The following is a 23,983-nucleotide window of genomic DNA, read 5'->3' on the forward strand; positions in this document are numbered from 1 at the left end:
CGCTTAAGAGGCTTTTTAGCCCCTCTGCTTTAGTATGTAGCAAAGGACGCATATGGAAAACTTCACCCATTTACACTTACACACCGAATACTCCCTTTTGGATGGGGCAAATAAAATTAAAATCTTAGCCCAGCGCATTAAAGAGTTGGGCATGACTAGTGTGAGCATGAGCGATCATGGAAACATGTTTGGGGCGATCGACTTTTACACCTGTATGAAAAAAGAGGGAATCAAGCCCATTATTGGGATTGAAACCTATTTGCATAACGCCGAAAACTTAGAGGACAAACAATCCCGCCAACGCTTCCATTTATGCCTCTATGCCAAAGATCAAGAGGGCTATGCCAACTTGATGTATCTAAGCTCACAGGCGTTTCTCAAGGGCTTTTACTATTTTCCTCGTATCAATAAAAAACTGCTCAAAGAACGCGCTAAGGGTTTGATCTGCTCGAGCGCGTGTTTGCAAGGGGAAATTAATTGGCATCTCAACCTCAACAACCCCAAAAATAAACAATACGGCGCAAAGGGCTATGAAGAGGCCAAACGCATCGCCTGCGAATACCAAGACATCTTTGGAGACGACTTCTATATGGAAATCATGCGTCATGGCATTACCGATCAACTCTACATTGACGAGCAACTCATCAAACTCTCTTTGCAAACCGGTATTAAACTCATCGCCACCAATGACACCCACTACACCAAACAAGAAGACGCGCGCGCCCAAGAGGTTGCTATGTGCGTGGCGATGAATAAAACTTTTGGGGATAAGGACCGCTTAAAACACTCCGTGCATGAGTTTTATATCAAATCCCCCGCACAGATGGCAGAGTTGTTTGCCGACATCCCCGAAGCCCTAGAGCACACCCAAGAGATCGCGCGCAAATGCCAACTAGAACTAGACCTAAAAGATGACTCCAACCCCCCCACCCCTCCGCGCTTTAAATTCACCAAAGAATACGCCACCAAGGAGGGGTTAGACTTTGAAGAAGACGCGCTCTACTTTGCCCACAAAGCTAGAGAGGGCTTGAAAAAACGCCTAGAGATCATCGATCCTAGCCAACACGCCACTTACCAAGAGCGCCTAGAATACGAGATTAAAACTATCGTGGAGATGAAATTTGCCGGCTATATGCTCATCGTATGGGATTTTATCCGCCATGCTAGAGAGAGTGGAATCCCGGTGGGTCCGGGGCGCGGGTCTGCGGCGGGGAGCTTGGTTGCTTTTTGTTTGCAAATTACTGACATTGATCCGCTCAAATACGATCTGCTATTTGAGCGCTTTTTGAACCCCGAGCGCGTGAGCATGCCCGATATTGATACGGATTTTTGCCAAAGACGGCGGGGCGAAATGCTTGATTACATGGTTTCCAAATATGGAAAATACAATGTCGCCCAAGTGATCACCTTTAACAAGATGTTAGCTAAAGGGGTGATTCGCGATGTGGCGCGCGTGCTGGATATGCCCTATAAAGAAGCCGATGAGATGGCTAAACTCATTCCTAATCGTCTAGGAATCACCCTTAAAGAAGCCTTTGAATTAGAACCCAAGATCGCAATGCTCATCAATACCAACAAAACCGCCAAACAGGTTTGGGAATTTGCCCTAAACCTAGAGAATCTGAACCGCTCAGCGGGCAAGCATGCGGCTGCATTGGTGGTGGATAGTGAGCGCGAATTGTGGCATAAGACCCCGTTATATACTAGCGAGCGCACGGGAGGCATTGTTACCCAGTATTCGATGAAATACCTAGAAGCGGTGGATTTAATTAAGTTTGACTTCTTGGGGCTCAAAACTCTAAGCGTGATCGATGACGCGCTCAAGCTCATTGAAAAATACGCGCACCAAAAGATCGATTTTTTGAGTGTGGATATGGACGATCCTTCCGTTTATCAAACCATTCAAGAGGGTAACACCATTGGGATATTCCAAATTGAATCGGGCATGTTTCAGACCTTGAATAAACGCCTGCGCCCCTCTTGTTTTGAGGACATCATCGCCATTATCGCCTTAGGGCGACCCGGGCCTATGGAGTCGGGGATGGTGGATGATTTTGTCAATCGCAAACACGGACTAGAACCTATCACTTATGCCTTTGACGCGTTAGAACCCATTTTACGCCCCACTTATGGAACAATTGTCTATCAAGAGCAGGTGATGCAGATCGTGCAGACCATCGGGGGCTTTTCTTTGGGTGAGGCGGATTTGATCCGCCGTGCGATGGGAAAAAAAGACGCGCAAATTATGGCGGATAATCGCGCCAAATTCATTGAGGGGGCGCGCAAAAGAGGCTATGAGGCAGACAAAGCGGGCGATCTCTTTGATTTGATCGTCAAATTTGCCGGCTATGGCTTTAACAAATCCCACTCAGCAGCCTATGCCATGCTCACCTTCCAAACCGCCTACCTCAAAACCCACTACAAGCACGAATTTATGGCTGCGATGATTAGCAGTGAATGCCGCCACATTGAGGAGGTTGCCCACTATGTGGATGAGGCGAGCTCAATGGGTATTGAAGTGCAACGCCCCCATGTCAATGTGTCCGATGTGCGCTTTAGGGTGCAAGAAGAGGGGGGAAAAAAGCATATTGTCTTTGGTTTGGAGGCAATCAAGGGGGCGGGCGAAGGGCCTTTGGGCACTCTGGTAGAAATCCGCGAGAAACATGGTGCATTTAAAGATTTGCAAGATTTTATTAGCAAAATCGACTTTTCTAAGTTTAGCAAGCGCATTTTAGAACCCTTGATCAAATCTGGGAGTTTAGACAACTTGGGCTACAATCGGCGCACTATGTTAGAGAACTTGGATGCCATTTGTGAAGAGGGGCGCAGAAAGGATAAAACCAACGCCCAAATGCGCGCCGGACTCTTTGCAGACGCGCAGACTGAACGCGCGCATTTGGAGCTAACCCCCTATGAAGAATACGACATCAATACTTTGCTAGATTTTGAATACGAATGCATGGGCATTTACTTTTCAGGGCACCCGCTCAACGAGTTTAAAGATCAAATCAAGCCCTTAAAAAATATCCTTAAGAGCACGGACATTAAGCGCGTGGAAATTGGGAGTAATGTCGTGTTAGTGGGCAAGATTTTAGAACTCAAGCGCAAGCTAGGCAAGAAAAGCAAAAAACCTTACGGCGAGGCGGTGATCGTGGATTTGTCTGGGCGCTTTGAGCTCATGCTTTTTGAAAAACAACTCAACGCCTTAGAGCATTTAGACACCAATCTGCCCCTAGCCTTTAAATGCAAGGTGGAGGAGCAAGAGGAGGTCGCGCGCTTGCGCCTCTTAGAGATCAAAACCCTAGAGCAAATCAGCACAGAGAAAATCGCCAAAGTGCGCTACAAAGCAGAAGCCCAGCCTAGCGACATCGAACCTTTGGATTTGCAAGCTGACTTTAACAAAGCCACTTCGTGCTTGCAGGGGCAGCCCTTGTGCTTGGTGGTGGATACTAGCGTGCCTGCGGAGTTGTTCGCGCATTTAAAAGAAGTCGCCAATGCCCACAAGGGCGAGCGTGCCCTCTGTGTGGTGTTTAAAGAGAAAGACAAGAAAATCACCATCAGCACCCCCCTAAAAGTGAGCGCGCAGATCAAAGAGAGTTTTAAAAATTACGAGTGGGTGGATTGATGCGCTTAAACCAGTTTATCGCCCGTTATGCCCACTGCTCACGCCGCCAAGCCGATACCTTGATTGCAGAGGGCAAGGTCAAAATCAACCACCAAGTCGCCAGCTTTACCACGCCCTTTAATAAAGAGGATAAAATCTTTATAGAGGGCAGATTGCTCAAAATCCCCAAAGCCCCCCGCTATAGCGTGGTGATCTACCACAAGCCTAAGGGGGAGTTAGTGGCGCGCAGAGATGATCGCGCCCGCCCCACCATCTTTGAGAGTTTGGATCGTAAATTCGCCCATTTTATCCCTGTGGGGCGTTTGGACTTTGCCTCTAGCGGGCTCTTGCTCCTCAGCGATCATAGCGGAGTGGCTAGTGCGCTGATGCATAGCGCGCTAGAGCGGGTGTATTTGCTCAAAATTCAAGGCCCTATTACTCCCGAGATTTTAGAGGGCATGCAAAATGGGATTTGCTCCCACAAAGGCGCACACCCTAACAACCCCAAACAGAGCCTAGAGCTCCCCCCCTTTGCGCACTGCCATATCATTAAAAACCACCCGCATTTTTCTAAGCTCAAAATCACCCTCACAGAGGGTAAGAATAGAGAATTACGCCGCTTCTTCGCCCATTTTGATCGCGCTGTGCTAGATTTACAACGCGTGTCCTATGGCTTTACCCATCTTAACGCCCTCCCTGAAGGCAAAACGCGCTATTTAAACCCTAAAGAATACCAGCACCTACACACTTTTCTCAAAGACACCAAATTATAAGCCAGACATTGCTAGACAAAATCTTGCAGGGAAACTGCCTAGAACTCTTGCCCACCCTGCCCTCTGAGAGTGTGGACTTGATCATCGCCGATCCGCCCTATTTTATGCAGACACAGGGGGATTTATTGCGTGATAATGGAGAGGTCTTTATGGGTGTGCGTGCAGCATGGGATCAATTTGAGAGTCTGCAGGCTTACGATTCTTTTTGTTTGGCATGGCTAAGCGAGTGTAGACGCGTGTTAAAAGCGCATGGGAGTATCTGGGTGATGGGCTCGTTTCAAAATATCTACCGCTTGGGCTATTTAATGCAGAATTTGGGTTTTTGGATTCTCAATGACATCATCTGGGCTAAACCTAATCCCGTGCCCAATTTCAGGGGTAGTCGCTTTTGCAACGCCCATGAAAGCCTGCTTTGGTGTGCTAAAGATAAGAGTGCGCGCTACACCTTTAATTATAAGACTATGAAAGCCCTCAATCACAACAAGCAAGAACGCAGTATATGGCATATAAGCATTTGCATGGGGGCAGAACGCCTCAAAGGAGCGGATAGGAAAAAGCTCCACCCCACCCAAAAACCCCAAGCCCTCTTAGAAAAGATCATTCTCTCTAGCAGTAAGCCCGGGGATTTGATTTTAGACCCTTTTTTTGGCACGGGCACTACGGGGGCGATTGCTAAAAAATTCAAACGCCATTTTTTAGGCATCGAGCAAGACCCCCTCTTCGTGCAAGAAGCCACCAAGCGCATCGCTAATATCACCCCACTAAGCAACCCTTTTATAGAGGCTAGCCTAGAGATCAAACCCCCCAAAGTGAGCTTAAAACAACTCTGCAAAGCGGGCTTTTTGCAAGAGAAACAGAAATTTTATGACAAAGAGCAAAATTACATTTGTTATCTGCTAGAGGATCGCTTGCATGATCACCAAGAACATTTGAGTATCCACCAAATGGCGGCTAAACACCTACACAAAAAAAATCACAATGGTTGGACATATTTTTATGTCTTTTGGCAAGGGGAGTTTGTGAGTGTAGATTTACTACGCTACGCCTACAACGCCCGCGCCTAGATTCTCAAGATTTAAACAAAATGTTAATCCCTATGGCTTAGACTAAGAAAATTAACATGAGGGTTTTTAAATGTCACAGAAAAGTTTTAAGTTCAATGTGCCTTTGGTCGGGTTTGTTGTGGGGTTGGTGTTGGCAATAGGGGTGTATTATGCCCTCCATGCGCATTTGGATGAGATTAAACACACCCTCACCAAGCCCGGGCTTAAATTAGATTCTCTGCCCATTGTGGCAGGGGTGGCGGTCTTGATGGGGGCTTGGTGGATGAGCGAGGCGATCGAGCTGGTGGCTACCGCTCTACTCCCTCTCGTGCTCTTTAGCGCGCTAGGGGTGGCGAGCTTTAAAGAGGTGGGCGCGTCCTATGGGAGTCCTATTATCTTTTTATTTATGGGGGGCTTTGTGTTGGCGATGGCGATGCAACGCTGGAATCTGCATAGTCGTATCGCGCTCAGAATCATCTTACTTGTGGGCACGAGCCCTAGGGCATTGGTCGCTGGTTTTATGTTGGCGACTGCCTTTTTGTCCATGTGGGTTTCTAACACCGCTACGGCGGTGATGATGATGCCTGTGGGCTTGAGCGTGTTAAGCCTTGTGGCAAAATTGCTCCAAGAGAGAGATTATAAAGCCAATCCCCTCTCTGCAGACGATCCCCTCTCCTACCAATCCACCCATGGGGGCGCATTGCATACCATTGTGCATAAGGGCAAGGATGCCCCCGGTGTGCCTATTTATCGCACCAATTTTAGTATTTGTTTAATGTTGGGTATCGCTTATAGCGCTTCCATTGGTTCGCTAGCCACCTTGATTGGCACGCCCCCTAACGCCCTACTAGCTGGCTACATGCAAGAGGCGTTTCATTTAAAAATTGGCTTTGGGCAGTGGATGATCTTAGGCGTACCCATTGCCTTACTCATGCTCATAGGGGCGTGGTTTCTGCTAACTTACATTATTTTTCCCATCAAGATTAAAGAAATCCCCGGGGGCAAAGAGGTGATTGCTAAGGAGTTGCAAAAGTTAGGACCGATGAGCGCGGGGGAACTCTGGGTTGCAGGCTTGTTTGTGCTCGCTTCTTTGAGCTGGGTGTCTTTAGGTAGTCTCTTGCACTCTATGGGAATCAAGATCGCTAATTTAGACTCCATCATCGCTATGGGGGTGGCTATTGCACTCTTCATCATCCCGGCACAGCAAACCCGCCTCATTGATTGGGAGATGATGAAAAAACTCCCTTGGGATGTGCTCTTGCTCTTTGGAGGCGGGCTAGCACTCAGCGCGCAATTTAGCAAAAGCGGGCTATCTTTGTGGATCGGGCATCAAGTTGGGCACTTGGCGCATCTGCCCTTATTGCTCTTAATGCTCTTGGTGGTTACTTTAGTGATCTTTTTGACCGAAATCACTTCTAACACCGCCACGGCTGCGGCTTTTTTGCCCGTGATTGGGGGCGTGGCTTTGGGCTTGGGCTATGAACACTCCCAAGCCCTCTTTTTTACCATTCCGGTAGCCCTAGCAGCTACCTGCGCTTTTATGTTGCCCGTAGCCACGCCACCCAATGCGATCGCCTATGGCTCGGGCTATGTCAAAATGCAAGACATGATTAAAGCCGGGCTATGGCTCAATGTCTTAGGGATTGTGCTCATTAGTCTTATCACCTACGCTTTAGTAGGTCAAATTTTTGTAAGGAGTTAGAGAATGGATTTTTCTAAGTTGCAGGGAGAAAAGACGCGCTACATCACGGGGGTAGCTTTAGTGATCTTGGTGGGGGTTGTGCTAGCTTTTAACGATGTGCGTCTGGTATGGGCGGTGCTAGGCGTGGCGTATTTGCTAGGTTTTTACGAGGCTTTAAAACTCTATGAAAAAATCCATGCTCTTAGCTTTTCGTTTTGGCATTATGGGCTAGCTTTAGTGGTGTGGGGGCTTGCTTACATTAGCCCGCGCCCCATTGAGAGCGCGTTATTTGTGGGGATGTTCTTTGCCGGGGCTCTAGCTTTTAGGGGTAAGGATAGCAGGCAAATCTTACCCCTCCTTTACCCCACTTTGCCCTTTGTGGTGCTCTTGGCGTTATTTAAGGATTTTGGCGTGCGGGGGGTGCTGTGGCTAGTGGTGGTCGTGGTGGTCGCTGATGTGGGGGCGTATTTTGGGGGCAGATTGCTAGGCAGAATCCCCCTAAGCCCCACTTCTCCCAAAAAGACCCTAGAGGGCTCTTTGATCGGATTAGCTTTGGCGAGTTTGCTAGGAGGGTTAGCCGGGCTGTGGAGTGTGGGTTTTGTGGGGGCGTTGGGGATGAGCGTGGTAGTCGCCTTGAGTGCGATCTTGGGCGATCTGTTTGAGAGCTATCTCAAGCGCAGGGCTGAAGTTAAAGACAGCGGGGCATGCTTGCCCGGGCATGGGGGGATTTTAGATCGCTTGGATGCGATGCTTTTTGGAGGGGTAAGTTTGCATTTTTTACTCCTCTTTGCCCATGTCTAAAAGCGTGGTGATCCTAGGGAGCACGGGCTCCATTGGAACTCAAGCCCTAGAAGTGACGCAAACTCTAGGGGTTGGTGTGGAGGCTTTAAGTGGTGGGCGCAATGAAGCTTTGCTCTTAGAGCAAATCCACGCCCACAAGCCCCAAAAAGTCTTTTTGCCCCAGCCTAGTAAGGGATTTTTAAAGAATTTGCCCTCTCAGGTCGCCCTTTTTGCAGGCACGCAGGGGCTAGAGGAGATGTTAGAATCGTGCCGCTCCCCAGTGATCTTAAATGCTTTAAGCGGATTTGCCGGACTAAAGCCCACCTTGAGCACGCTGCAACACAACAAAACCCTAGCCCTAGCCAATAAAGAATCCTTGGTCGTGGCAGGTTGGTTGCTAGATACAAAGGGCATGATCCCCATTGATAGCGAACATTTTGGGTTGTGGAGTTTGTTACAAGGTAGGGATATTCAAGAGGTCGCACAACTCTACTTGAGCGCGAGCGGGGGGGCACTGCGGGATTTAGAACCTGAGCAAATCCCTTATCAAAGCCTAGAAAAGGTCTTAAAACACCCTAATTGGGACATGGGCGCGCATATCACCATCAACGCGGCTAACATGCTCAATAAACTCTTTGAGGTGTTGGAAGCCCGTTGGCTCTTTGGCATTACCTGTATTGATGCGTGCATTGAGCGCACTTCTAGTGTGCATGCCCTCGTGCGCTTTAAAGATCAAAGTCTGCACGCCCAGCTCTCCACTCCAGATATGAAACTCCCCATCGCCCACGCCCTAGCCCCCAAGCAAGCCTGCCAGCAAGCCAGCATCGCGCCTTTAGATTTATGTGATCTACCCCCCTTGAAGTTTGAGCCCATAGATACGCGCAAATACCCCCTATGGGCTCTCAAGGACACGCTTTTAGAGAACCCCAAATTAGGCGTGGTGCTCAATGCGAGCGCAGAAGTGGCGTGCCAAGCCTTTATCAAGGGTCAAATTTCCTTTGGGCAGATTGTAGGGGTGGTGCAAGAGAGTTTAGCGCGTTTTAGCAACGCCACTAAATCACTGGCTAATTTAGAGGATATTTACACTTTGGACGCGCAGGTGCGCGCGTCTATATAGATAAAAAACTATTTTTTGAAGACTTTATTGTGTTTGCCAAGATCAACTAGAAGCAAGCCTGAGTTGTCATGGCGATAGATCAACACAAGATCGGGTCTTACATGGCAGTCAAGATAAGTCGCTTGACTTTTAAGAGGGTGTTTTGCATAGTTGCGAGGTAGTTGTTTCCCAGATAGAATTGTCCGAATCATTATCTTGAGTTTTGATAAATCTTGAGGATTGAGACTTTTGAGCATCCTTTTAAATAGACTGGTCATCTGACACAACTTCTTAAGTTCCAAAAAAACGCGCTGGTTTTGTACCTTCATTTTTCTCCTTTAATCTCCTTTGATGAACGCCAAACACATAGCCAAAAAAACAAAACTCCTTTCTAAAAAATGGGATCAAATCGTACTTGAATAACTTTATGTTGCTCTTAAAAATCGCGCAACGCACATGCCATCAAACCCCGATCTGTCGCCTAAACCTTGAACAATTTGAGAATCCTGACAATCAAAATTACTTTATCAAAACTTCTGCGACAAAGAAGCTATCTTTTTTGTATAATGGAGGCTAGCTTTTTGTATAATATATGTTCCATTTTCACAAAAGGTAATTTCTATGTTTGCTACCCCCTATAGGCGGTTTTTAGAGAATCTCACCTCCATTGTATCCCAAATTAAATGGGAAGAATCTAAGACACTAGACACCGCCCGTATTAAACTCCAAGCCTTAACAGAATTTCCTTGCGATCAAGCCCGCAATTTAGTGCAAGCCTTTATGCAGTTTAGCCAAGCTATGGATCGGCAACTAGAAGATCGAGCTAATCTTACTCAAGAAATACGAACCCTTAAAGAACACCACCAAACTTTAGAAAACAATCGCTATATCGCGCAGAGTATGGCAGATGCTAGTTTTAACGGGTTGTGGTACATGCATTATCCATCCAATGGTCAGGTGGATGGAAAAACGCCCTTTATGTGGTCTAAAAGATTCCGTGAATTATTGGGTTTTAAAGACGAAACAGAGTTTCCTAATGTTTTGTCTTCGTGGGCCGATCGCCTCCATCCCGATGATATAGATCGTGTATTCGCGCATTTTAATGCTGCATTGGCCGATAAAACCGGTAAAACCGTTTATGCCACTACCTACCGCATTAAAACCAAAAGCGGCACTTACAAATATTTCCATGCTCGTGGCGACATTCAGCGCGACACTCAAGGCAATCCTATTTTCATTGCAGGTTCTTTTCAAGATATGGATAATGAAATCCGCCACAAGGCAGATTTGGATAATATCATAGAGCGTTTCACACTCTCGCTTTCTCTCATTTCTGATCGCATTTTTGATATTCTCTTAGAAGATGAAGATCTGCTTTCTTCTAAGAATCCTTGCTGGTTTTCCCCTCGCTTGGCTCAAGATGTCGTCCATACCGATCAAGCGTCTTTGCAGACTTTAATTTCCTGTCTTTCTCCTGAGAGCAAAGCCCCCTTTTTAGAAATCTTAGAACAATTGCGCCAAAATCTCAAAGAAAATAAGACGATTGCTCCTTTGAGCATAGAAATTTTTCTCAAACATTACAACGATCCGCATTATTTTGCTTACAAATTCCAAGCAACAGCCACCCAACAACAAGGAGAAAATTCTAGCACGAGGCGCATTGTGGGCGTGCTCTCCAACATTGATGCGCAAAAGAAACAAGAGGAATTTATTGCTAAAGAAGAAGAATTTAATCTAAAAATCAAAGAAAATTTGGAAAACATCGGCACCATCATTAGCAAAATTGATGGCATTGCCAAACAAACTAACTTGCTCGCGCTCAATGCCGCTATCGAAGCCGCGCGCGCAGGTGAACACGGGCGCGGTTTTGCAGTGGTGGCTGATGAAGTGAGCAAACTTGCTAGCAAAACCAGTGAGGCGACTAGCGAAATTGGAGCGTTATTAAAATCAGAGCATCTATAAACATCGCCCATAAAACTTGCCTTTGAGCTATTGCTGCCATAAAATGGTGGCGCAGTTTTTAAAAAGATTTTAGAATGCAAGATCGCTTTTTGTAGGGAAACTTTTTTAACCCTGAACCTCATGATGTGTTTGATTCTAAGTCATAAGACATAACCCCTGCATTTCTGCTATACTGCCCCTTTTTTTAAGGGGTGTGCATGCAAACTTATGGCTTGGATTATTGGGGTAGAGAGAATTTTTTGATCGATGAGGGTTTGGTAAAGGTGAATGCGGGGGCGCGCCCGAGCCTTATAGACATTGTGCAAGACATGCGCGAACAGGGCTTTAAGGGGCCTTTGCTATTACGCTTCCCTCATCTGATTAGCAAGCAGGTTAACAAACTCTTTAACATGTTTTCTCAAGCGATCGAGCAGTACCACTATAGCGGGGCGTTTAAAGCGGTTTTCCCCCTCAAGGTGAATCACATGCCTCATTTTGTGTTGCCCTTAGTGGAAATTTCCAAACGCTTTAAGGGTTGTTATGGTTTAGAGGCGGGCAGTAAAGCCGAGTTGATTTTAGCGATGAGCTATGTCCAAGAAGGCGCACCCATCACGGTCAATGGCTTTAAAGATCGCGAGATGATCGAGTTGGGCTTTATTGCTGCTAGCATGGGCGCAGATATTACCCTAACCATTGAAGGGCTCAACGAGCTAAAGACTATCTTAGAGGTGGCGCGTGCGCGTGGGATTGGGAGCAATAAGCTCTGTCCTAAAATTGGGATTCGCGTGCGCTTGCACAGCTCAGGGGTGGGGATGTGGGCTAAGAGCACGGGCATTCACGCTAAGTTTGGACTAGCTAGCACAGAACTACTTGAGGCGATGCGCCTTTTAGAAGATCATGCCCTGCTAGCCCAACTGCGCATGATTCACTTCCACATTGGTAGCCAGATTAGCGACATCACCCCGCTTAAAAAAGCCCTCAAGGAGGCGGGCAATATTTATGCCGAACTGCGCAAAATGGGGGCGTTTAATTTAGATAGCGTGAACATTGGGGGTGGGTTGGCCATTGAGTACGCCCAGCACAAACACCAATGCGAGCGCAACTACACCCTAGAGGAATTTGCTGGGGATGTGGTGTTTTTGCTTAAAGAAATTGTCAAGCACAAGCAGGAGTTAGAACCCAATATTTTTATCGAATCGGGGCGTTTTATCAGCGCTACACATGCCGTGTTGGTTGCTCCCGTGTTAGAACTTTTTTCTCAAGATTATGATGAGAGCATTTTGCACCTCAAGGAGCACAACCCCCCCCTAGTGGCCGAAATGGAAGATCTTTATCATAATATCAACGCCAAAAACGCCATTGAATACTTGCATGACAGCTTAGAGCATATGGAATCGCTCTTTACGCTTTTTGATTTGGGTTATATTGATCTGCAAGATCGTAGTAATGCGGAAGTGTTGGGACACCTCATCATTAAAAAAGCCATCGGGTTTTTGCGCCACAAGGATCATAACGACATTATCCGCATTCAAGAGCAGGTGCAAGAACGCTATTTGCTCAACTGCTCTTTTTTCCAAAGTTTGCCCGATTATTGGGGCTTGAAACAAAGTTTCCCGGTCATGCCCTTGCACAAACTAGAGAGCGCGCCTACACGAAGTGCGAGCTTGTGGGATATTACTTGTGATAGCGATGGAGAGATCAGTTTTAACAAAAATAAACCCCTCTTTTTGCACGATGTGAATGTGCGCGAGGAGGAGTATTTTTTAGGCTTCTTTCTAGTGGGTGCTTACCAAGAGGTGCTAGGCATGCGCCATAATCTTTTCACTCACCCTACAGAGTGCTGTGTGTATGTGCATGAGGTGGGCGAAAAAGAACCTTATTCTATTGAAAACATCATGCAGGCTCAGACAATCTTAGACGCGTTGGAGGATTTGGACTACGACACTAAAGAGATTGAGCGACTCTTAAAGCAAAAGATCGAAGAGAGCGCGCTTTTAGATTTGGAGGATAAGCAAGAAATACTTGGGCGACTCTATGTGATGCTGAGTGAAAATGGCTATTTGCGCACGCTCGCCCCACAGGAGCAGGTATTAGCGTAATGACAAATCGTTTCAAGATGGGTTTTAGAAATATTTAAAGAGAGTTCTAGCACACTCAAAGGCAGGGGGCAGTCTAGCAGTTTGACTGCGTCTTTAGTAGTAACTAACAGGGAAGTCGCTCCGTGTTGCTCAAAGGCTTTTTGTAAGAGGGTTTGATCAAAATAGGCATGGTCTTTAAAATAGAGTTTGCCCACTACTTCTGGCAAGTAAGGGTCTAAGCGGCTAGGATTAGCGATCGCGCTAACTAAGAGCATTCTAGGGCTAGGATCACGCACCCATACCTTGCGGGTGTAATCTTTCCCCTCTTGCAAGAGCAAATCTGCTTCTTTATAGCCCCCAAAAAACTCCCGATACGCCCCGCTGGGCAACACGAAATCAAAATAAGGCGCGCGTTCTGGCTTGAGCACGATATTTAATTTCTTGTAATTAAAGCGAAACCCATCATCTAATAAAATCACCTGCGCGCCCAACTCTTTAGCCTTTAAAATTCCGGTTTTGCGATCCGCGCTCACCACCACGCTAGCCTTTAAACGACTCGCACACAAAAACGCTTCATCGCCTGCCTCTTTGGGGCTCACTAAAACTTCCCCCCGCTCACTCACTACTACAAGTCCCTTAGAAGCGCGCCCATAGCCCCGACTAACTACGCCCACATGCAAGGGTTCTAAAATTGTGCCTAGCTCTAAAATAAAGGGGGTTTTGCCACTTCCTCCCACCACTAAGTTGCCCACGCTGATAATAGGGATTCCTAAATCCTCATAGGGGGCTAGGGTGCGCTTTAAACGCGCAATACTCCCATAAATGAGCGACACGGGCAAGAGAGTATAGGCTAAGAGTTTCTGCCCCCTACTAGGGGTGTAAAAGTAGTGCTCAAGCCAAGTCATAGGAAACTAGGAGGTTGGCTTTTAAAGGCATTTCTTTGCACCCTAGCTACAATGCTTGCCACCAAGTCGGGCGCAAAACCTAGATTACAGAGCAAATGACTATCAATGCGTGCCGGGTTATCCCAACGCGCGCTGATTTCTTGCAAGAGGGGGTCAATGAGCGCGTAACTAAAGCCTAAATCTGCCTCATCGCTCTGTCCGCTGAAAAGGTCTGCGCTGGGGGCTTTATTTAGGATATTTTTAGGAATGTCTAGCTCTTGAGCTAGGCTATAGACTTGGCTTTTAAAAAGGTGGGCAATGGGATTAATGAGCCATGCCAAATCTCCAAAAAGCGTGCCATAACCTAGCATGATCTCGCTCTTATTGCTCGTGCCCACCACCAACGCGCCAATCTCCATCGAAAAATCATAGAGTAAGTTCATGCGCATGCGCGCACAGAAATTGCCCAGCCGTCCTAAACTCACATGGGGGTTTTGCTCTTTAAATAACGCCTCATAGGGCGCGATGGGGCGTTGTGTGTAGGGAATGCTAAAACGCTCGCAGAGCAAAATCGCATCCTCTGTTGCGCTAGAGGGGTGGATAGCAGGCATCAAAAGCGCATGCGTGGGTAAAACTCTTTGGCACAACACCCCCACCAACGCGCTATCCACCCCCCCGCTCATCCCCACGACAAAACGCTTAAAACCCCTTTGCGCGCTCTGGGTTTGCAAAAATAAGAGGAGTTGATCGAGGGTGTTTTTCATCTAAAAATCCGGTAAAAATTTAGCGCATTTGGGATTAGGAACAATATCCCCAGCGTCATTATACTGCTCAAGCCTACAACCTAAGTAATAAACCTTGCCCTTGGAGTCGTAAATCTCAAAATGCCCGCCTCCATTAATATTAAAGGTGTATTTTTGCCCCTCTAGCATGAAACTCCCCATGATGTGGCAAATCAAATCGTCATAGCCTTCAAGAGGCGAAACCGGATAGGTTTCACTTCTCTTAAAAAACTTTTTTAAGCTCTTGGGGTTAAAGTGCCACGCTAAACACCCCTTAATCTCTTCGCTTCCCTGTATTGCCTTAATTTGCTCTTGGGTGAGGTCTATTTTTACCGGATGAATCACGATCTTTTGAATCTGATCAAAGCCCTTTGTCCATAACCCACACTCCTCCCCCAAAACCTGATAACATTCTTTAACTCGAGCTGAATCTAGGGCATGGAGCACAGACCCAAGTGCCACGATGCAACATGAAAACCCTACCAATCCTTGAATGTTAATACCCATGTTCTACTCCATAACCCCCCATTTTAACACACTTGCGCCTAAAAGGATAGTATTAGACTTTTTCATGTAAAATCCCATTTTGCAATTAAAAAGTGTAGGAGTGATGATGGCGGAGATGAATCGGCGCGATTTTTTAAGCATGGCTTTAGCTGGGGTAGCGGGCGCAGGCGCGATCGCTAGCTTGGTTGCCATGAAAAAAACTTGGGACCCCTTGCCTAGTGTGGTTTCAGCGGGCTTTACAAGTGTGGATGTGAGTAATATGAAAGATGGGGAGTTTTCTAGCGTGGAGTGGCGGGGCAAACCGGTGTATATCATCAAAAAAACCCCTCAAGATGCCTTTGATCCTAAGCGCGACTTCAAAATTCAGGATGGAGTTTTCACCGTAGGGATTCAAATTTGCACGCATTTAGGCTGTATCCCTAATTTTGAATCCAACCAACAAGGCTTTTTATGCCCCTGCCATGGCGGGCGTTTTACTAGCAATGGGGTGAATATCCCGGGCACCCCACCTCCTCGCCCCTTTGAAATCCCCCCTTTCAAATTAGAGGGTTCTAAGATCACCTTTGGCGAAGTGGGGCCAGAGTATAAAAATATGGTCGCGCACGCGTAAAGGATAGAATATGGCAGAAATAAAGAAAGCAACGGGGGTTGTGGATTGGCTAGATCAACGCTTAGGGGTGAAGAAACTTACCAAAGTGTTGGCAACAGAATATTGGATTCCCAAAAACATTAACTTTTTATGGGCGATGGGGGTGATCTTGCTCACCCTTTTTGGTCTGTTGGTCATCTCGGGGATTTTCCTTTTAATGTATTATAAACCCGATGCCAAGCTCGCCTATGACAGCGTGAATTTTACCATCATGCAAGAGGTCGCTTACGGCTGGCTTTGGCGGCACATCCACGCCACAGCGGCTAGCATGATCTTTGTAATTCTCTATATCCACATGTTTGTAGCGATCTACTATGGCTCTTATAAAAAGGGTCGGGAGATGATTTGGATTAGTGGCATGCTTTTATTTGTGATCTTTAGTGCAGAGGCCTTTAGTGGCTACATGCTACCTTGGGGGCAGATGAGCTATTGGGCAGCCTCTGTTATTACTGAACTTTTTGGCAAAATCCCCGTGATTGGTCCTGACTTGCTCGTGTGGATTAGAGGGAACTATGTCGTAGCCGATGCGACCCTCACACGCTTTTTTATGTTGCATGTCTTTTTATTGCCTGTAGTGATCTTAACTATTGTGGGCATGCACTTTTATTCCTTGCGTATCCCCCATGTCAATAACCAAGAGGGCGAAGTGTTAGATTTTGAAGCCGAAGAGAAGAAATTTAAGGAGGGCAAAAAGAAAGAATCTAAAGTCATTCCCTTTTGGCCTGTCTTCCTCTCCAAAGATATTTTTGTAGTCTGCGCGTTCATGGTCTTTTTCTTTTACTTGGTGTGCTACCACTACGAGTTTGCGATGGATCCTATCAACTTCGAGCGCGCCAATAGCCTTAAAACCCCGCACCATATTTACCCCGAGTGGTATTTTCTATGGAGCTATGAAGTGCTACGCGGTTTCTTCTTTAATGGCAATTTAGGACTGGTCGCTTTTGGTGTGGCGCAAGTGATCTTCTTCCTCTTGCCCTTCCTGGATAATAGTCCTGTGGTCAAGCCCGCCCACCAACGCAAGGCGTTTCAAGTTTGGTTTTGGGTGTTAGTGATTGACATGGTGGTGCTAACCATTTATGGCAAACTCCCCCCCGTGGGCAATAATAAGTATGTGGGCTTTGTGGCTTCCATCGTCTTTTTGGCTCTCTTCTTTGTGGTCTTACCGCTCATTGCGCGCGCTGAAAAGAAAAGGGGGGCGTAATGAAAGAATTGAAGATCTTAGCTATTTTGGTTGTGGTGATTGGCGCGCTCTATTGGGGTGTGGAGCCCTACGCCCATAGCGTGATGGAGCCCAAAATGCCCCCGGCTGATTTTGCCTTTAAGGATTTAAAGCCCATTGATTTGAGTAAGGGCGATGCGGCTAAGGGTAAGGATTTAGTCGCGCAAAACTGCGTGGCCTGCCATAGCATTGAAAGCCAAAAAATCCCCGCCCCTATGGACCATGCGAGTGCTGGAGCAAGCTTTGGGGTTGTGCCCCCCGATCTCTCCCATGTGGGCAGTGTGCTAAACCCCCAATTCTTAGCCCATTTTATCAAAGACCCTGTCAAGACTGCCAAACTTTCGCATAAATACAAGGACGATAACCCCTATCCCATGCCTGCTTTTGCGCAGTTTAGCGATCAAGACTTGTCCGACATTGTGGCGTATCTAACTTCTATCGCGCCTAAAAAATTGGAAGATAAAGAAGTCTTTGCTCAAGCCTGCCAGCGTTGCCATAGCATTGCATACGACAAAGAGCACGCGCTCAGTGATCCTAAAGACTTGCACCGCTACTTGGGCGCAGAGGTCCCCGATCTCTCTATGATGATTCGCTCGCTCGGGCGCGAAAAACTCGAGGTCTTTATCAACGATCCTCAAAAACTCTTACCCGGGACAGCCATGCCTAGAGTGGGCTTGAATAAAGAGTCTCAAGAGCAAATTGTCAATTACTTAGAAAAGGTGGGCGATAGCAAGAAACACCAAAGAGACGCGCTAGGCATTAAAATCATGGTCTTCTTTGCCGTGATGACCTTGCTTGCCTATGTGTGGAAACAAAAGGTGTGGCGCGAAGTGCATTAAAACAAAGGGGGGTTAGCGCGCAACGCGCGCTAGAAATTTTTTAACCATGTTTTAATGTAATGTTGTAGGTCGCTCACACCCACGCGATCCTGATGCACAAGGGGCTTACTTAAGAGCTCTTGCACGCTGGCTGGGGGGGTGATCCCCTCTTTGGCTAAAACTTGTAAAGCTTCCTGATCGTCTTTGGCTTGTTTGCCTAGAGCTAGGGCGGTGGTGTGGGCAAATTTGCTCCACGAGGCAGTGGAAACCACTACACAGGGTAGGCGACTCTTAAGGCGTTCGTAAGCATAAAGCGCGGTAGCGGTGTGGGGGTCTGCTAGGTAGTGGTGATCGCCATAAATGCGTGCGATGGTGTCTAAACAATGCGCGTCATCACAGCTAAACGCCTCAAAATGCGCGCGCAAGCTCTGTAGCTCGCTAGAAGTGAGGGCGTAATATTTTTGATCTTGGAGTTGCTGCATGCACTCCTTAGTGCGTGCAGAGCCAAAGAGAGCAAACAGCAGGCGTTCCACATTGGAACTTTTGAGAATGTCCATGGCTGGGGAGGGGGTTTTGAGCAAACTACGGGAGCGCAGATCATAAACCCCTGTATTAAAAAACTCGGTGAGCACATCATTAGCATTAGACACCACGCTGATTTTTTCCACAGGTAAGCCCATCGCTTTAGCATAGAACGCGCCTAGAGCGTTGCCAAAATTCCCGCTAGGAATGAGAATTTTAATAGGATCGCTATAGGTAATCGTCCTTTGGCGCACCAACTCCAAATATCCCCAAATGTGATAGACCATCTGGAAGATGATACGCCCAAAATTGATCGAATTGGCTACGCTCAAATGCAAGTCTTTTTGAGCTAAATGTGCTTGAAAAGATTCATCGGCTAAAAGGGCTTTAAGCGCGCTTTGAGCGTCATCAAAATTTCCCTCCAATCCGACTACCTTGAGATTGGGTGCGTCCATGCTCTGCATTTGCAAAGCTTGGATTAGGCTTGTACCCTCAGCTGGATACAAACAAAAGACGTAGGTATTAGGCAGATTAGCAAAGCTAGCCAAAGTCGCTGGACCTGTATCCCCGCTAGTGGCCACCATAATGAGATACTTTTCATCGCGCGCTTGAGCCAATCCTGAGAGCAACACCCCAAAGGGCTGGAGTGCCATGTCTTTAAAAGCTAGAGTGGGGCCATGAAAAAGTTCTAAGACATGCAGGGTGGGTTTAAGCGTGCGCAAAGGGGCAAGAGCCTCAAAGGCATGATAACGATCGAGAGCTACTTCTAAGAGATCGGGATCAAGATCAAGTTCTAGGACCTGAAAGAGTGTGCGGGCTAGTTGGGTGTAATTCAAGTTTAGATAGCCTGAAAAGTCTATTTGGGGCAGACTTTGAGGGGCACAAAGCCCGCTACTTTGAGCCGGATTGAGTAGAGAATCTGTAAAGCTACCTAGAGAATGGGCATCTCGTGTATCTATCATGTGTGCCATGTTTTTTCCTTTATGCGTGGGGATAATTTGGCAATAACTTTAGTATAATAGCCCTTTATTTTCAGCCTATGGAGTGTCTATGTCCGCTTTGCCGCCTAAAAAAGCTTCTTCTGCGCCCGCAGCAATCAAATTGCGCCGTGTGGGGCTTTTTGAAACAGCTACCAATACTCAGAGTCTCTCTGTAAGGGGTTTGCTAGAAGGCGTTAATGACATGGGAAATTTCATTGTCAATATGAAAAAACATGTCAAAATGGGCGAAAAGCCAGAGGTGAATTGGATCATTGACACCATTTGCGATCACAGAGGGGATAAACTCTTACACAAAAGTGGCATCGCCTCATGCCCGCATTGTGCATGGAATCTCCATCTTAACACTTTAAGCTATGACAATGGACGCAAAAAACAACCCCTCAAATACCGCCTAGAGGGGCGCACCCTCCAAATAGAAACTTCTACAGATTTAGCCAACCCCTATCAATCCAGTTTTAAGGGAGACTTTAAAATCCGCTATCTCAACCACGCCTGTTTGTATATTGAAGCAGGAGGGGTTAAATTCATCACCGATCCATGGTTGCTAGGTCCTGCTTTTTTAGGGGGAGGCTATTTAGAAAAAGCGAGTTGTAAAGAAGCGGTGCATTGCTTGGTGCAGGCAGATTTTATTTTTATTTCCTCAAATCGTTCTAGTTGTTTGCACCCCCAAACTTTAGCTTTTGTGCCTAAGAGTAAGCCTTTTATCGTGGGCAATTTTCCCTCTAAGAGTGTGGTGCGCGCGCTCAAAAACTTAGGTTTTTCTAATATCTTTCCTTTGGAGTTTCAAGAAATTTATGAGTTTAACTCTTCTTTTCAATTTAGTGTGTTGAAAGCCGGGGATGGTTCTGAGGAATGCGGGCTGTATTTGTGTCTTTGTGGGCATGATGTGCTCATCAATCCCTATTCTAATTACATCAACCGCTTTAATTTGCCCAGTGGATTAACCTTGCTCTGCACCGCTTTTTTTGGAGAAACCTCTGGCTTCCCCTTTTGTATCGATAATTATAACGATCAAGAAAAAAAGGCTCTACATAACGCGCATTTAGAAGGGCTTAAACAGCAACTAGAGAATCTCATCAATATCACTCAACCTGCTTATGTTTTGCCCATTGCAACACCCTATATTCACGAGCGCGAACCCGCTCTAAAAGTTAGCAATACCTTTAATGATGTGCAAGAGTGTAAAAAGATTTGCGATCTCTACAGCCGCACGCACCGCGAAACTCCTGTCAAATGTTTGACCCCTACCGATGATCTCACTTTGGAGTTTAAAGTCGCTGATATGGTGCAGTGGAAAGAGGATATTCATGTTCTTAAAAAAGAGGTCCCCGTCAAATACGCCCAATTCTACGCCAAGACTTTTACTTATGAACCTCAAAAACTCATGGGTTTTCTCAAGCTTGCTGGCTATAAAGCTAATCAAATTGTGAGTTTCATTCCCACTAACGAAAACTTTGAACAGGTTGTCGCCCCCATTGTGGAGGCTAATTTTGCTACCCAAAGTTTTAAGGTGATCCCTAAAAGCGTGCTCATCGAGTCCGCACAGGGGTATCGCGTGATGCAGCTACGGGTGCGCAAAGAAATTTTAGCCTGCGTTATAGAAAATCACCTCCCCTTTGAGGAGATGCTACGAGGTTTTCATTGCCGTATCAAGCGCAACCCTAACGCTTACGAAGCCAATTTTTGGCATCATTTTAGCCATCTTTACAGCTCCCCCAAGGCTTATAGCGTAACTTTGGGATAAGATTTAGCTAGAAGGCACTCCATCAATTTTTGCAATAGCCATTTTGATAGCATCGCTTTTTTAGCTCATCAAAACTTATAGTAGGATCGCCTAGGATGCTAAGATGGCGTTTTTGAGGATCATCGCGGGGTTGGCGGTAAAAAATCCATGTGCGCACAGGGTGTTTGTCCTCTTTGGAGTTAAAAACTTGCTCGCTAAATTGGTGCAGGTAAAAATTTTCTTGCAATAACCTAAAAGTGAAGTAGGTTTTATAATAAAAGTCATTTGCATAGTAGCCCTGTTCGATGGTTAAGTAGGGAAATTTATACGCTAAATCCATCTTAACATCTTTGCCCTTGCTAACAGCGCATAGGGCGGGTAAGCGTTGTTGGTTGCGCTGGAAACGCACACAAACGATATCCGGCTTATCAGGGGTGTTTTTATAAAAAATCTCTTTACTAAAGTTGTAATGCTTGTTGCCCACATCAAAGGACAAAAGGTCTTGGGTTTGCTTTTTTAAATTATGCGTATATAGTTGTTGCGTGTTTGTAGCGTACAATAGACTCAAAAACGCCCACCCTAAAAACTTTTTCATCCTTCACTCCTTAGAAAACCAAACCATCAGTCTATACAATAACCATTGCGGCGACACTGCGCTTCTAACCTATTATAAAAACCATCTTTGAGATCCTTTAAAGTCATAAGATGGCGTTTTTTGGAATCATCGCGGGGTTGGCGGTAAAAAATCCATGTACGCGTGGGGTGTTTATCTCCTTTAGACCTAAAGCTTTGTTGACTAAATTGGTGCAGATAAAAAGTCTTGTCCACTAATTTAAGCGTGGTGTAGTAGGTGTAATAAATGCCATCTCTTTCATACCCGCCCGACTCGATAGTCAGATAGGGAAATTTGTAGACCACATCTATTTGCGTGCCCGCGCTTGCGCACAACTGGGACAAGAGGACTTGATTGTGCCGAATTAACATGCAGATTTTAAGAGGAATGTCCAAAGATTTGTCATAAGTTGTCTCTTTGCTAAAGCTGTAACGATCGTCTTTGACATTAAAAGAGAGAAGGTCTTGAATTTGTATTTTTAGATTGCGCATGTTTGATTGTGTATCTGCAGCGTGCAATAGACCAAGTAGCACCAACATACCTAAGAAGTTTTTCATCTCCATGTCCTCAATGCATTTGAAACACTTGTTATAGAATCTTAACCTTTGGATCAAGTAAGTTTTTTAATCGCTTCTAAGATTTTCTGCGCGCGCATTTGCAAAAACGCGTCATAATTTTCTAGCACATGCAGATCGTTTAAATCTATTAAATGGGTGGCTAGGGTTTGCTCTAAATGGGGGTTGTTTTGCTGATATTTTTGAATATATTGCTTAGGGGGCGTGTCTTTAATGGCTTGATTTAGGCGCGCGTCAATGAGGGTCATATTGGCGATCACATCCGTGTTGTCCTTAAAACCAATATGTTTGAGGTGATTTTTAGGGAAGAAGTGGTGCAGGTTTCTTTTTTGCCTGATCTGTATAAAGAGATTGTCTAAAACCACTTTGCTATTGTTGTCAAAATTTTTAGGCTCTAAGGTGGCTAACACGCACAAAACCCCTCTTTGTAATCCACTTTTGACATTGAGCTTTTCCTCTGTTAAAAACTCTTTAGTGATCGTGTAAAAGGGGAGCTCTTCTTTAAAATTGATACGATTTTCTTGATAAATGTGCTCAACCAAGCCTAATTGCTTAAGCAGGGTATCGCCTACTATCTTGCTACTAAAAAACGCGCCCCTAAAGAAAAGCCGTCTTAAATTAGCGATTTGATTCGCATTGGGACTTTTATGCTCACTGAGGGCAAAGAAATACGCTATAAGCATTAAAGAGCCCACAGAAGGCAAAAAGTCAAAGGAGGGGATTTTAAGATCGTGCTTTAAAAACTGGGCAGCGTTCTTAAAACAAGGAGCGACAAAGTCCCACTGCTCTTGCACCACCTTTGGGTCTAGTTTTAAGAGAGTGGGGATGGAAATCTTTTCTGTGAGATTGCCAGATGCTTTATAACGCACCAAATAAGAGAGAAGTTGTAAAATCACCACGGATTGTTTTTTATCAAATCCGTAATCTAGGTGTTCTAACTCTTCGTTGAGATTTTGGAACTTTTCCTCTAAATCAAAGCCTTTTTCCACAATAAAAGTTTGGGTAGAGTCGGCTTCTGGAGGCATGTAGAATTTAGCGCACAGAACCTCAAAACTGCTTAGTTTTGTGCCTCCCGTATTGATGCGCGAAAAGATTTCAATGATCTCTTCTAGGGGGGTGTCTGTGATCTCAATAATGGGGAAGCGGTAATCCTCAATCTTTTGTTTAAATTTATCAAATTGGCGCGCGGCTTCGATGCTTAATTGGTATGTTTCTTGAATATCCAGAATGCTTTGGTTGAACAAATCATAGACACGCACGACCTGCGCGGTGATTTCTTCTTTAGGATTTTTAGCAAAGCAATACTCCCCGTTTTCATTAGGCTCTATGCCTAGTAAAATATCTTGATAATTCTCAACAATCTTAGCACTTTTGCGCACCTGCAAACCCTGATAGACTAAAAAGAGAGCGGTCATGCGTTGCTGACCATCGAGGATATAATGCACGGATTCATTGGGATCGGGCTCAATGAGCGCGCAACTCTCAATCTCACGGCATGCCTGTAGCTTTTCTTTGGTTTTCCATAAAACAAAGCTTCCAGTAGGAAAGCCCCGTAAAATGCTATCGATAAAACCGGCGACCTGTTCTTTTTTCCACACAAAATCGCGTTGGAAACGCGGGATTTGGTATTCTCCCTTGTGCAAGAGAGAAACAATTTCTCTGAATGTCTTCTCTACATAGCTACAGGGCATGTT

The 23,983-nt window shown here is 45.9% G+C and carries 19 protein-coding genes and 2 pseudogenes; 13 read left to right on the plus strand and 8 right to left on the minus strand.

From position 1 onward, the window contains the following. The first annotated feature begins 52 nt into the window (after nt 1-52). From dnaE to dxr, 6 genes are all read left to right on the plus strand, one after another. Nucleotides 53-3,625 carry a DNA polymerase III subunit alpha gene (dnaE, locus tag HFELIS_RS04915; protein ID WP_013469433.1) on the plus strand — a complete coding sequence of 1,191 codons (3,573 nt, stop codon included), beginning with the start codon at nt 53-55 and terminating at the stop codon, nt 3,623-3,625. Beyond that, complete coding sequence (locus tag HFELIS_RS04920) at nt 3,625-4,377, plus strand: pseudouridine synthase (protein WP_013469434.1); 753 nt, start codon at nt 3,625-3,627, stop codon at nt 4,375-4,377. Before dnaE ends, HFELIS_RS04920 begins: the two co-directional genes overlap by 1 nt. 8 nt (nt 4,378-4,385) lie before the next feature. Then, the gene (locus HFELIS_RS04925) at nt 4,386-5,441 is read left to right on the plus strand and encodes a DNA-methyltransferase (protein ID WP_013469435.1); all 1,056 of its coding nucleotides are present in this window, start codon (nt 4,386-4,388) and stop codon (nt 5,439-5,441) included. 70 nt (nt 5,442-5,511) lie between these two features. After that, nucleotides 5,512-7,122, plus strand: coding sequence for an SLC13 family permease (locus HFELIS_RS04930; RefSeq protein ID WP_013469436.1), 1,611 nt, complete (start codon nt 5,512-5,514; stop codon nt 7,120-7,122). Between the two features lie 3 nt (nt 7,123-7,125). Then, nucleotides 7,126-7,902 (plus strand): phosphatidate cytidylyltransferase, encoded by a 777-nt coding sequence (locus HFELIS_RS04935; protein WP_013469437.1) that lies wholly within the window; start codon nt 7,126-7,128, stop codon nt 7,900-7,902. Then, nucleotides 7,895-8,998 carry a 1-deoxy-D-xylulose-5-phosphate reductoisomerase gene (gene dxr / locus HFELIS_RS04940; RefSeq protein WP_013469438.1) on the plus strand — a complete coding sequence of 368 codons (1,104 nt, stop codon included), beginning with the start codon at nt 7,895-7,897 and terminating at the stop codon, nt 8,996-8,998. The genes HFELIS_RS04935 and dxr overlap by 8 nt, the downstream gene beginning before the upstream one ends. Nucleotides 8,999-9,006: 8 nt before the next feature. Here dxr and HFELIS_RS04945 read toward each other — a convergent pair whose 3' ends face one another. Further along, nucleotides 9,007-9,306: a type II toxin-antitoxin system mRNA interferase toxin, RelE/StbE family gene (locus HFELIS_RS04945; protein ID WP_013469439.1), complete on the minus strand. Its 300-nt coding sequence runs from the start codon at nt 9,304-9,306 to the stop codon at nt 9,007-9,009. Nucleotides 9,307-9,955: 649 nt separating this feature from the next. Here HFELIS_RS04945 and HFELIS_RS09340 point away from each other — a divergent pair. The 3 genes and pseudogenes from HFELIS_RS09340 to speA all read left to right on the plus strand — a co-directional run. Continuing rightward, a pseudogene (locus HFELIS_RS09340) lies at nt 9,956-10,210 on the plus strand (PAS domain-containing protein); the annotation flags it as partial. Between the two features lie 24 nt (nt 10,211-10,234). Then, a pseudogene (locus HFELIS_RS09505) lies at nt 10,235-10,927 on the plus strand (methyl-accepting chemotaxis protein); the annotation flags it as partial. A gap of 209 nt (nt 10,928-11,136) precedes the next feature. Further along, on the plus strand, nt 11,137-13,017 hold the full coding sequence (speA, locus tag HFELIS_RS04955; RefSeq protein WP_013469441.1) for an arginine decarboxylase: 1,881 nt from the start codon (nt 11,137-11,139) through the stop codon (nt 13,015-13,017). Here the strand turns inward: speA and HFELIS_RS04960 are convergent. The 3 genes from HFELIS_RS04960 to HFELIS_RS04970 are packed head-to-tail and all read right to left on the minus strand — an operon-like array spanning nt 12,975 to nt 15,169. Further along, complete coding sequence (locus tag HFELIS_RS04960; RefSeq protein WP_013469442.1) at nt 12,975-13,901, minus strand: tetraacyldisaccharide 4'-kinase; 927 nt, start codon at nt 13,899-13,901, stop codon at nt 12,975-12,977. The genes speA and HFELIS_RS04960 overlap by 43 nt on opposite strands. Continuing rightward, nucleotides 13,898-14,644, minus strand: a complete 747-nt coding sequence (nadE, locus tag HFELIS_RS04965; RefSeq protein ID WP_013469443.1) for an NAD(+) synthase — start codon at nt 14,642-14,644, stop codon at nt 13,898-13,900. The genes HFELIS_RS04960 and nadE overlap by 4 nt, the downstream gene beginning before the upstream one ends. After that, a complete protein-coding gene (locus HFELIS_RS04970) occupies nt 14,645-15,169 on the minus strand; it encodes a hypothetical protein (RefSeq protein WP_013469444.1) in 525 nt (174 codons plus the stop codon). A gap of 106 nt (nt 15,170-15,275) precedes the next feature. Here HFELIS_RS04970 and petA point away from each other — a divergent pair, with 106 nt between their 5' ends. From petA to HFELIS_RS04985, 3 genes are read left to right on the plus strand one after another with little or no spacing between them, the layout of a single operon-like run. Then, nucleotides 15,276-15,779: a ubiquinol-cytochrome c reductase iron-sulfur subunit gene (petA, locus tag HFELIS_RS04975; protein ID WP_013469445.1), complete on the plus strand. Its 504-nt coding sequence runs from the start codon at nt 15,276-15,278 to the stop codon at nt 15,777-15,779. A 10-nt stretch (nt 15,780-15,789) separates the two neighbouring features. Continuing rightward, entirely contained in the window at nt 15,790-17,019 is a 1,230-nt protein-coding gene (locus HFELIS_RS04980; RefSeq protein ID WP_013469446.1) for a cytochrome b, read from the plus strand. Continuing rightward, nucleotides 17,019-17,876, plus strand: a complete 858-nt coding sequence (locus tag HFELIS_RS04985; protein ID WP_013469447.1) for a c-type cytochrome — start codon at nt 17,019-17,021, stop codon at nt 17,874-17,876. The genes HFELIS_RS04980 and HFELIS_RS04985 overlap by 1 nt, the downstream gene beginning before the upstream one ends. Before the next feature lie 29 nt (nt 17,877-17,905). Here HFELIS_RS04985 and thrC read toward each other — a convergent pair whose 3' ends face one another. Next, nucleotides 17,906-19,348, minus strand: a complete 1,443-nt coding sequence (gene thrC, locus HFELIS_RS04990) for a threonine synthase (protein WP_013469448.1) — start codon at nt 19,346-19,348, stop codon at nt 17,906-17,908. A gap of 79 nt (nt 19,349-19,427) precedes the next feature. On the opposite strand from thrC, the gene HFELIS_RS04995 reads away from it, so the two are divergent. Beyond that, nucleotides 19,428-21,122: an MBL fold metallo-hydrolase gene (locus HFELIS_RS04995; RefSeq protein ID WP_013469449.1), complete on the plus strand. Its 1,695-nt coding sequence runs from the start codon at nt 19,428-19,430 to the stop codon at nt 21,120-21,122. A 22-nt stretch (nt 21,123-21,144) separates the two neighbouring features. Here the strand turns inward: HFELIS_RS04995 and HFELIS_RS05000 are convergent, their stop codons facing one another. The 3 genes from HFELIS_RS05000 to HFELIS_RS08510 are packed head-to-tail and all read right to left on the minus strand — an operon-like array spanning nt 21,145 to nt 23,980. Beyond that, entirely contained in the window at nt 21,145-21,696 is a 552-nt protein-coding gene (locus tag HFELIS_RS05000; protein WP_013469450.1) for a hypothetical protein, read from the minus strand. Nucleotides 21,697-21,722: 26 nt separating this feature from the next. Beyond that, entirely contained in the window at nt 21,723-22,271 is a 549-nt protein-coding gene (locus tag HFELIS_RS05005) for a hypothetical protein (RefSeq protein ID WP_013469451.1), read from the minus strand. 53 nt (nt 22,272-22,324) lie between these two features. Next, entirely contained in the window at nt 22,325-23,980 is a 1,656-nt protein-coding gene (locus HFELIS_RS08510; RefSeq protein ID WP_013469452.1) for a DUF262 domain-containing protein, read from the minus strand. Between the last annotated feature and the right edge of the window lie 3 nt (nt 23,981-23,983).

The sequence above is a fragment of the Helicobacter felis ATCC 49179 genome, assembly GCF_000200595.1.
Taxonomy (GTDB): domain Bacteria; phylum Campylobacterota; class Campylobacteria; order Campylobacterales; family Helicobacteraceae; genus Helicobacter; species Helicobacter felis.

Coding starts and splice junctions, on each gene's coding strand:
- dnaE (WP_013469433.1), top strand. CDS start 53: ATGGAAAACTTCACCCATTTACACTTACACACCGAATACTCCCTTTTG.
- petA (WP_013469445.1), top strand. CDS start 15,276: ATGGCGGAGATGAATCGGCGCGATTTTTTAAGCATGGCTTTAGCTGGG.
- HFELIS_RS04995 (WP_013469449.1), top strand. CDS start 19,428: ATGTCCGCTTTGCCGCCTAAAAAAGCTTCTTCTGCGCCCGCAGCAATC.
- HFELIS_RS04970 (WP_013469444.1), bottom strand. CDS start 15,169: ATGGGTATTAACATTCAAGGATTGGTAGGGTTTTCATGTTGCATCGTG.
- HFELIS_RS04945 (WP_013469439.1), bottom strand. CDS start 9,306: ATGAAGGTACAAAACCAGCGCGTTTTTTTGGAACTTAAGAAGTTGTGT.
- speA (WP_013469441.1), top strand. CDS start 11,137: ATGCAAACTTATGGCTTGGATTATTGGGGTAGAGAGAATTTTTTGATC.
- HFELIS_RS04930 (WP_013469436.1), top strand. CDS start 5,512: ATGTCACAGAAAAGTTTTAAGTTCAATGTGCCTTTGGTCGGGTTTGTT.
- HFELIS_RS04960 (WP_013469442.1), bottom strand. CDS start 13,901: ATGACTTGGCTTGAGCACTACTTTTACACCCCTAGTAGGGGGCAGAAA.
- dxr (WP_013469438.1), top strand. CDS start 7,895: ATGTCTAAAAGCGTGGTGATCCTAGGGAGCACGGGCTCCATTGGAACT.
- nadE (WP_013469443.1), bottom strand. CDS start 14,644: ATGAAAAACACCCTCGATCAACTCCTCTTATTTTTGCAAACCCAGAGC.
- thrC (WP_013469448.1), bottom strand. CDS start 19,348: ATGGCACACATGATAGATACACGAGATGCCCATTCTCTAGGTAGCTTT.
- HFELIS_RS05000 (WP_013469450.1), bottom strand. CDS start 21,696: ATGAAAAAGTTTTTAGGGTGGGCGTTTTTGAGTCTATTGTACGCTACA.
- HFELIS_RS04985 (WP_013469447.1), top strand. CDS start 17,019: ATGAAAGAATTGAAGATCTTAGCTATTTTGGTTGTGGTGATTGGCGCG.
- HFELIS_RS04980 (WP_013469446.1), top strand. CDS start 15,790: ATGGCAGAAATAAAGAAAGCAACGGGGGTTGTGGATTGGCTAGATCAA.
- HFELIS_RS08510 (WP_013469452.1), bottom strand. CDS start 23,980: ATGCCCTGTAGCTATGTAGAGAAGACATTCAGAGAAATTGTTTCTCTC.
- HFELIS_RS05005 (WP_013469451.1), bottom strand. CDS start 22,271: ATGAAAAACTTCTTAGGTATGTTGGTGCTACTTGGTCTATTGCACGCT.
- HFELIS_RS04920 (WP_013469434.1), top strand. CDS start 3,625: ATGCGCTTAAACCAGTTTATCGCCCGTTATGCCCACTGCTCACGCCGC.
- HFELIS_RS04935 (WP_013469437.1), top strand. CDS start 7,126: ATGGATTTTTCTAAGTTGCAGGGAGAAAAGACGCGCTACATCACGGGG.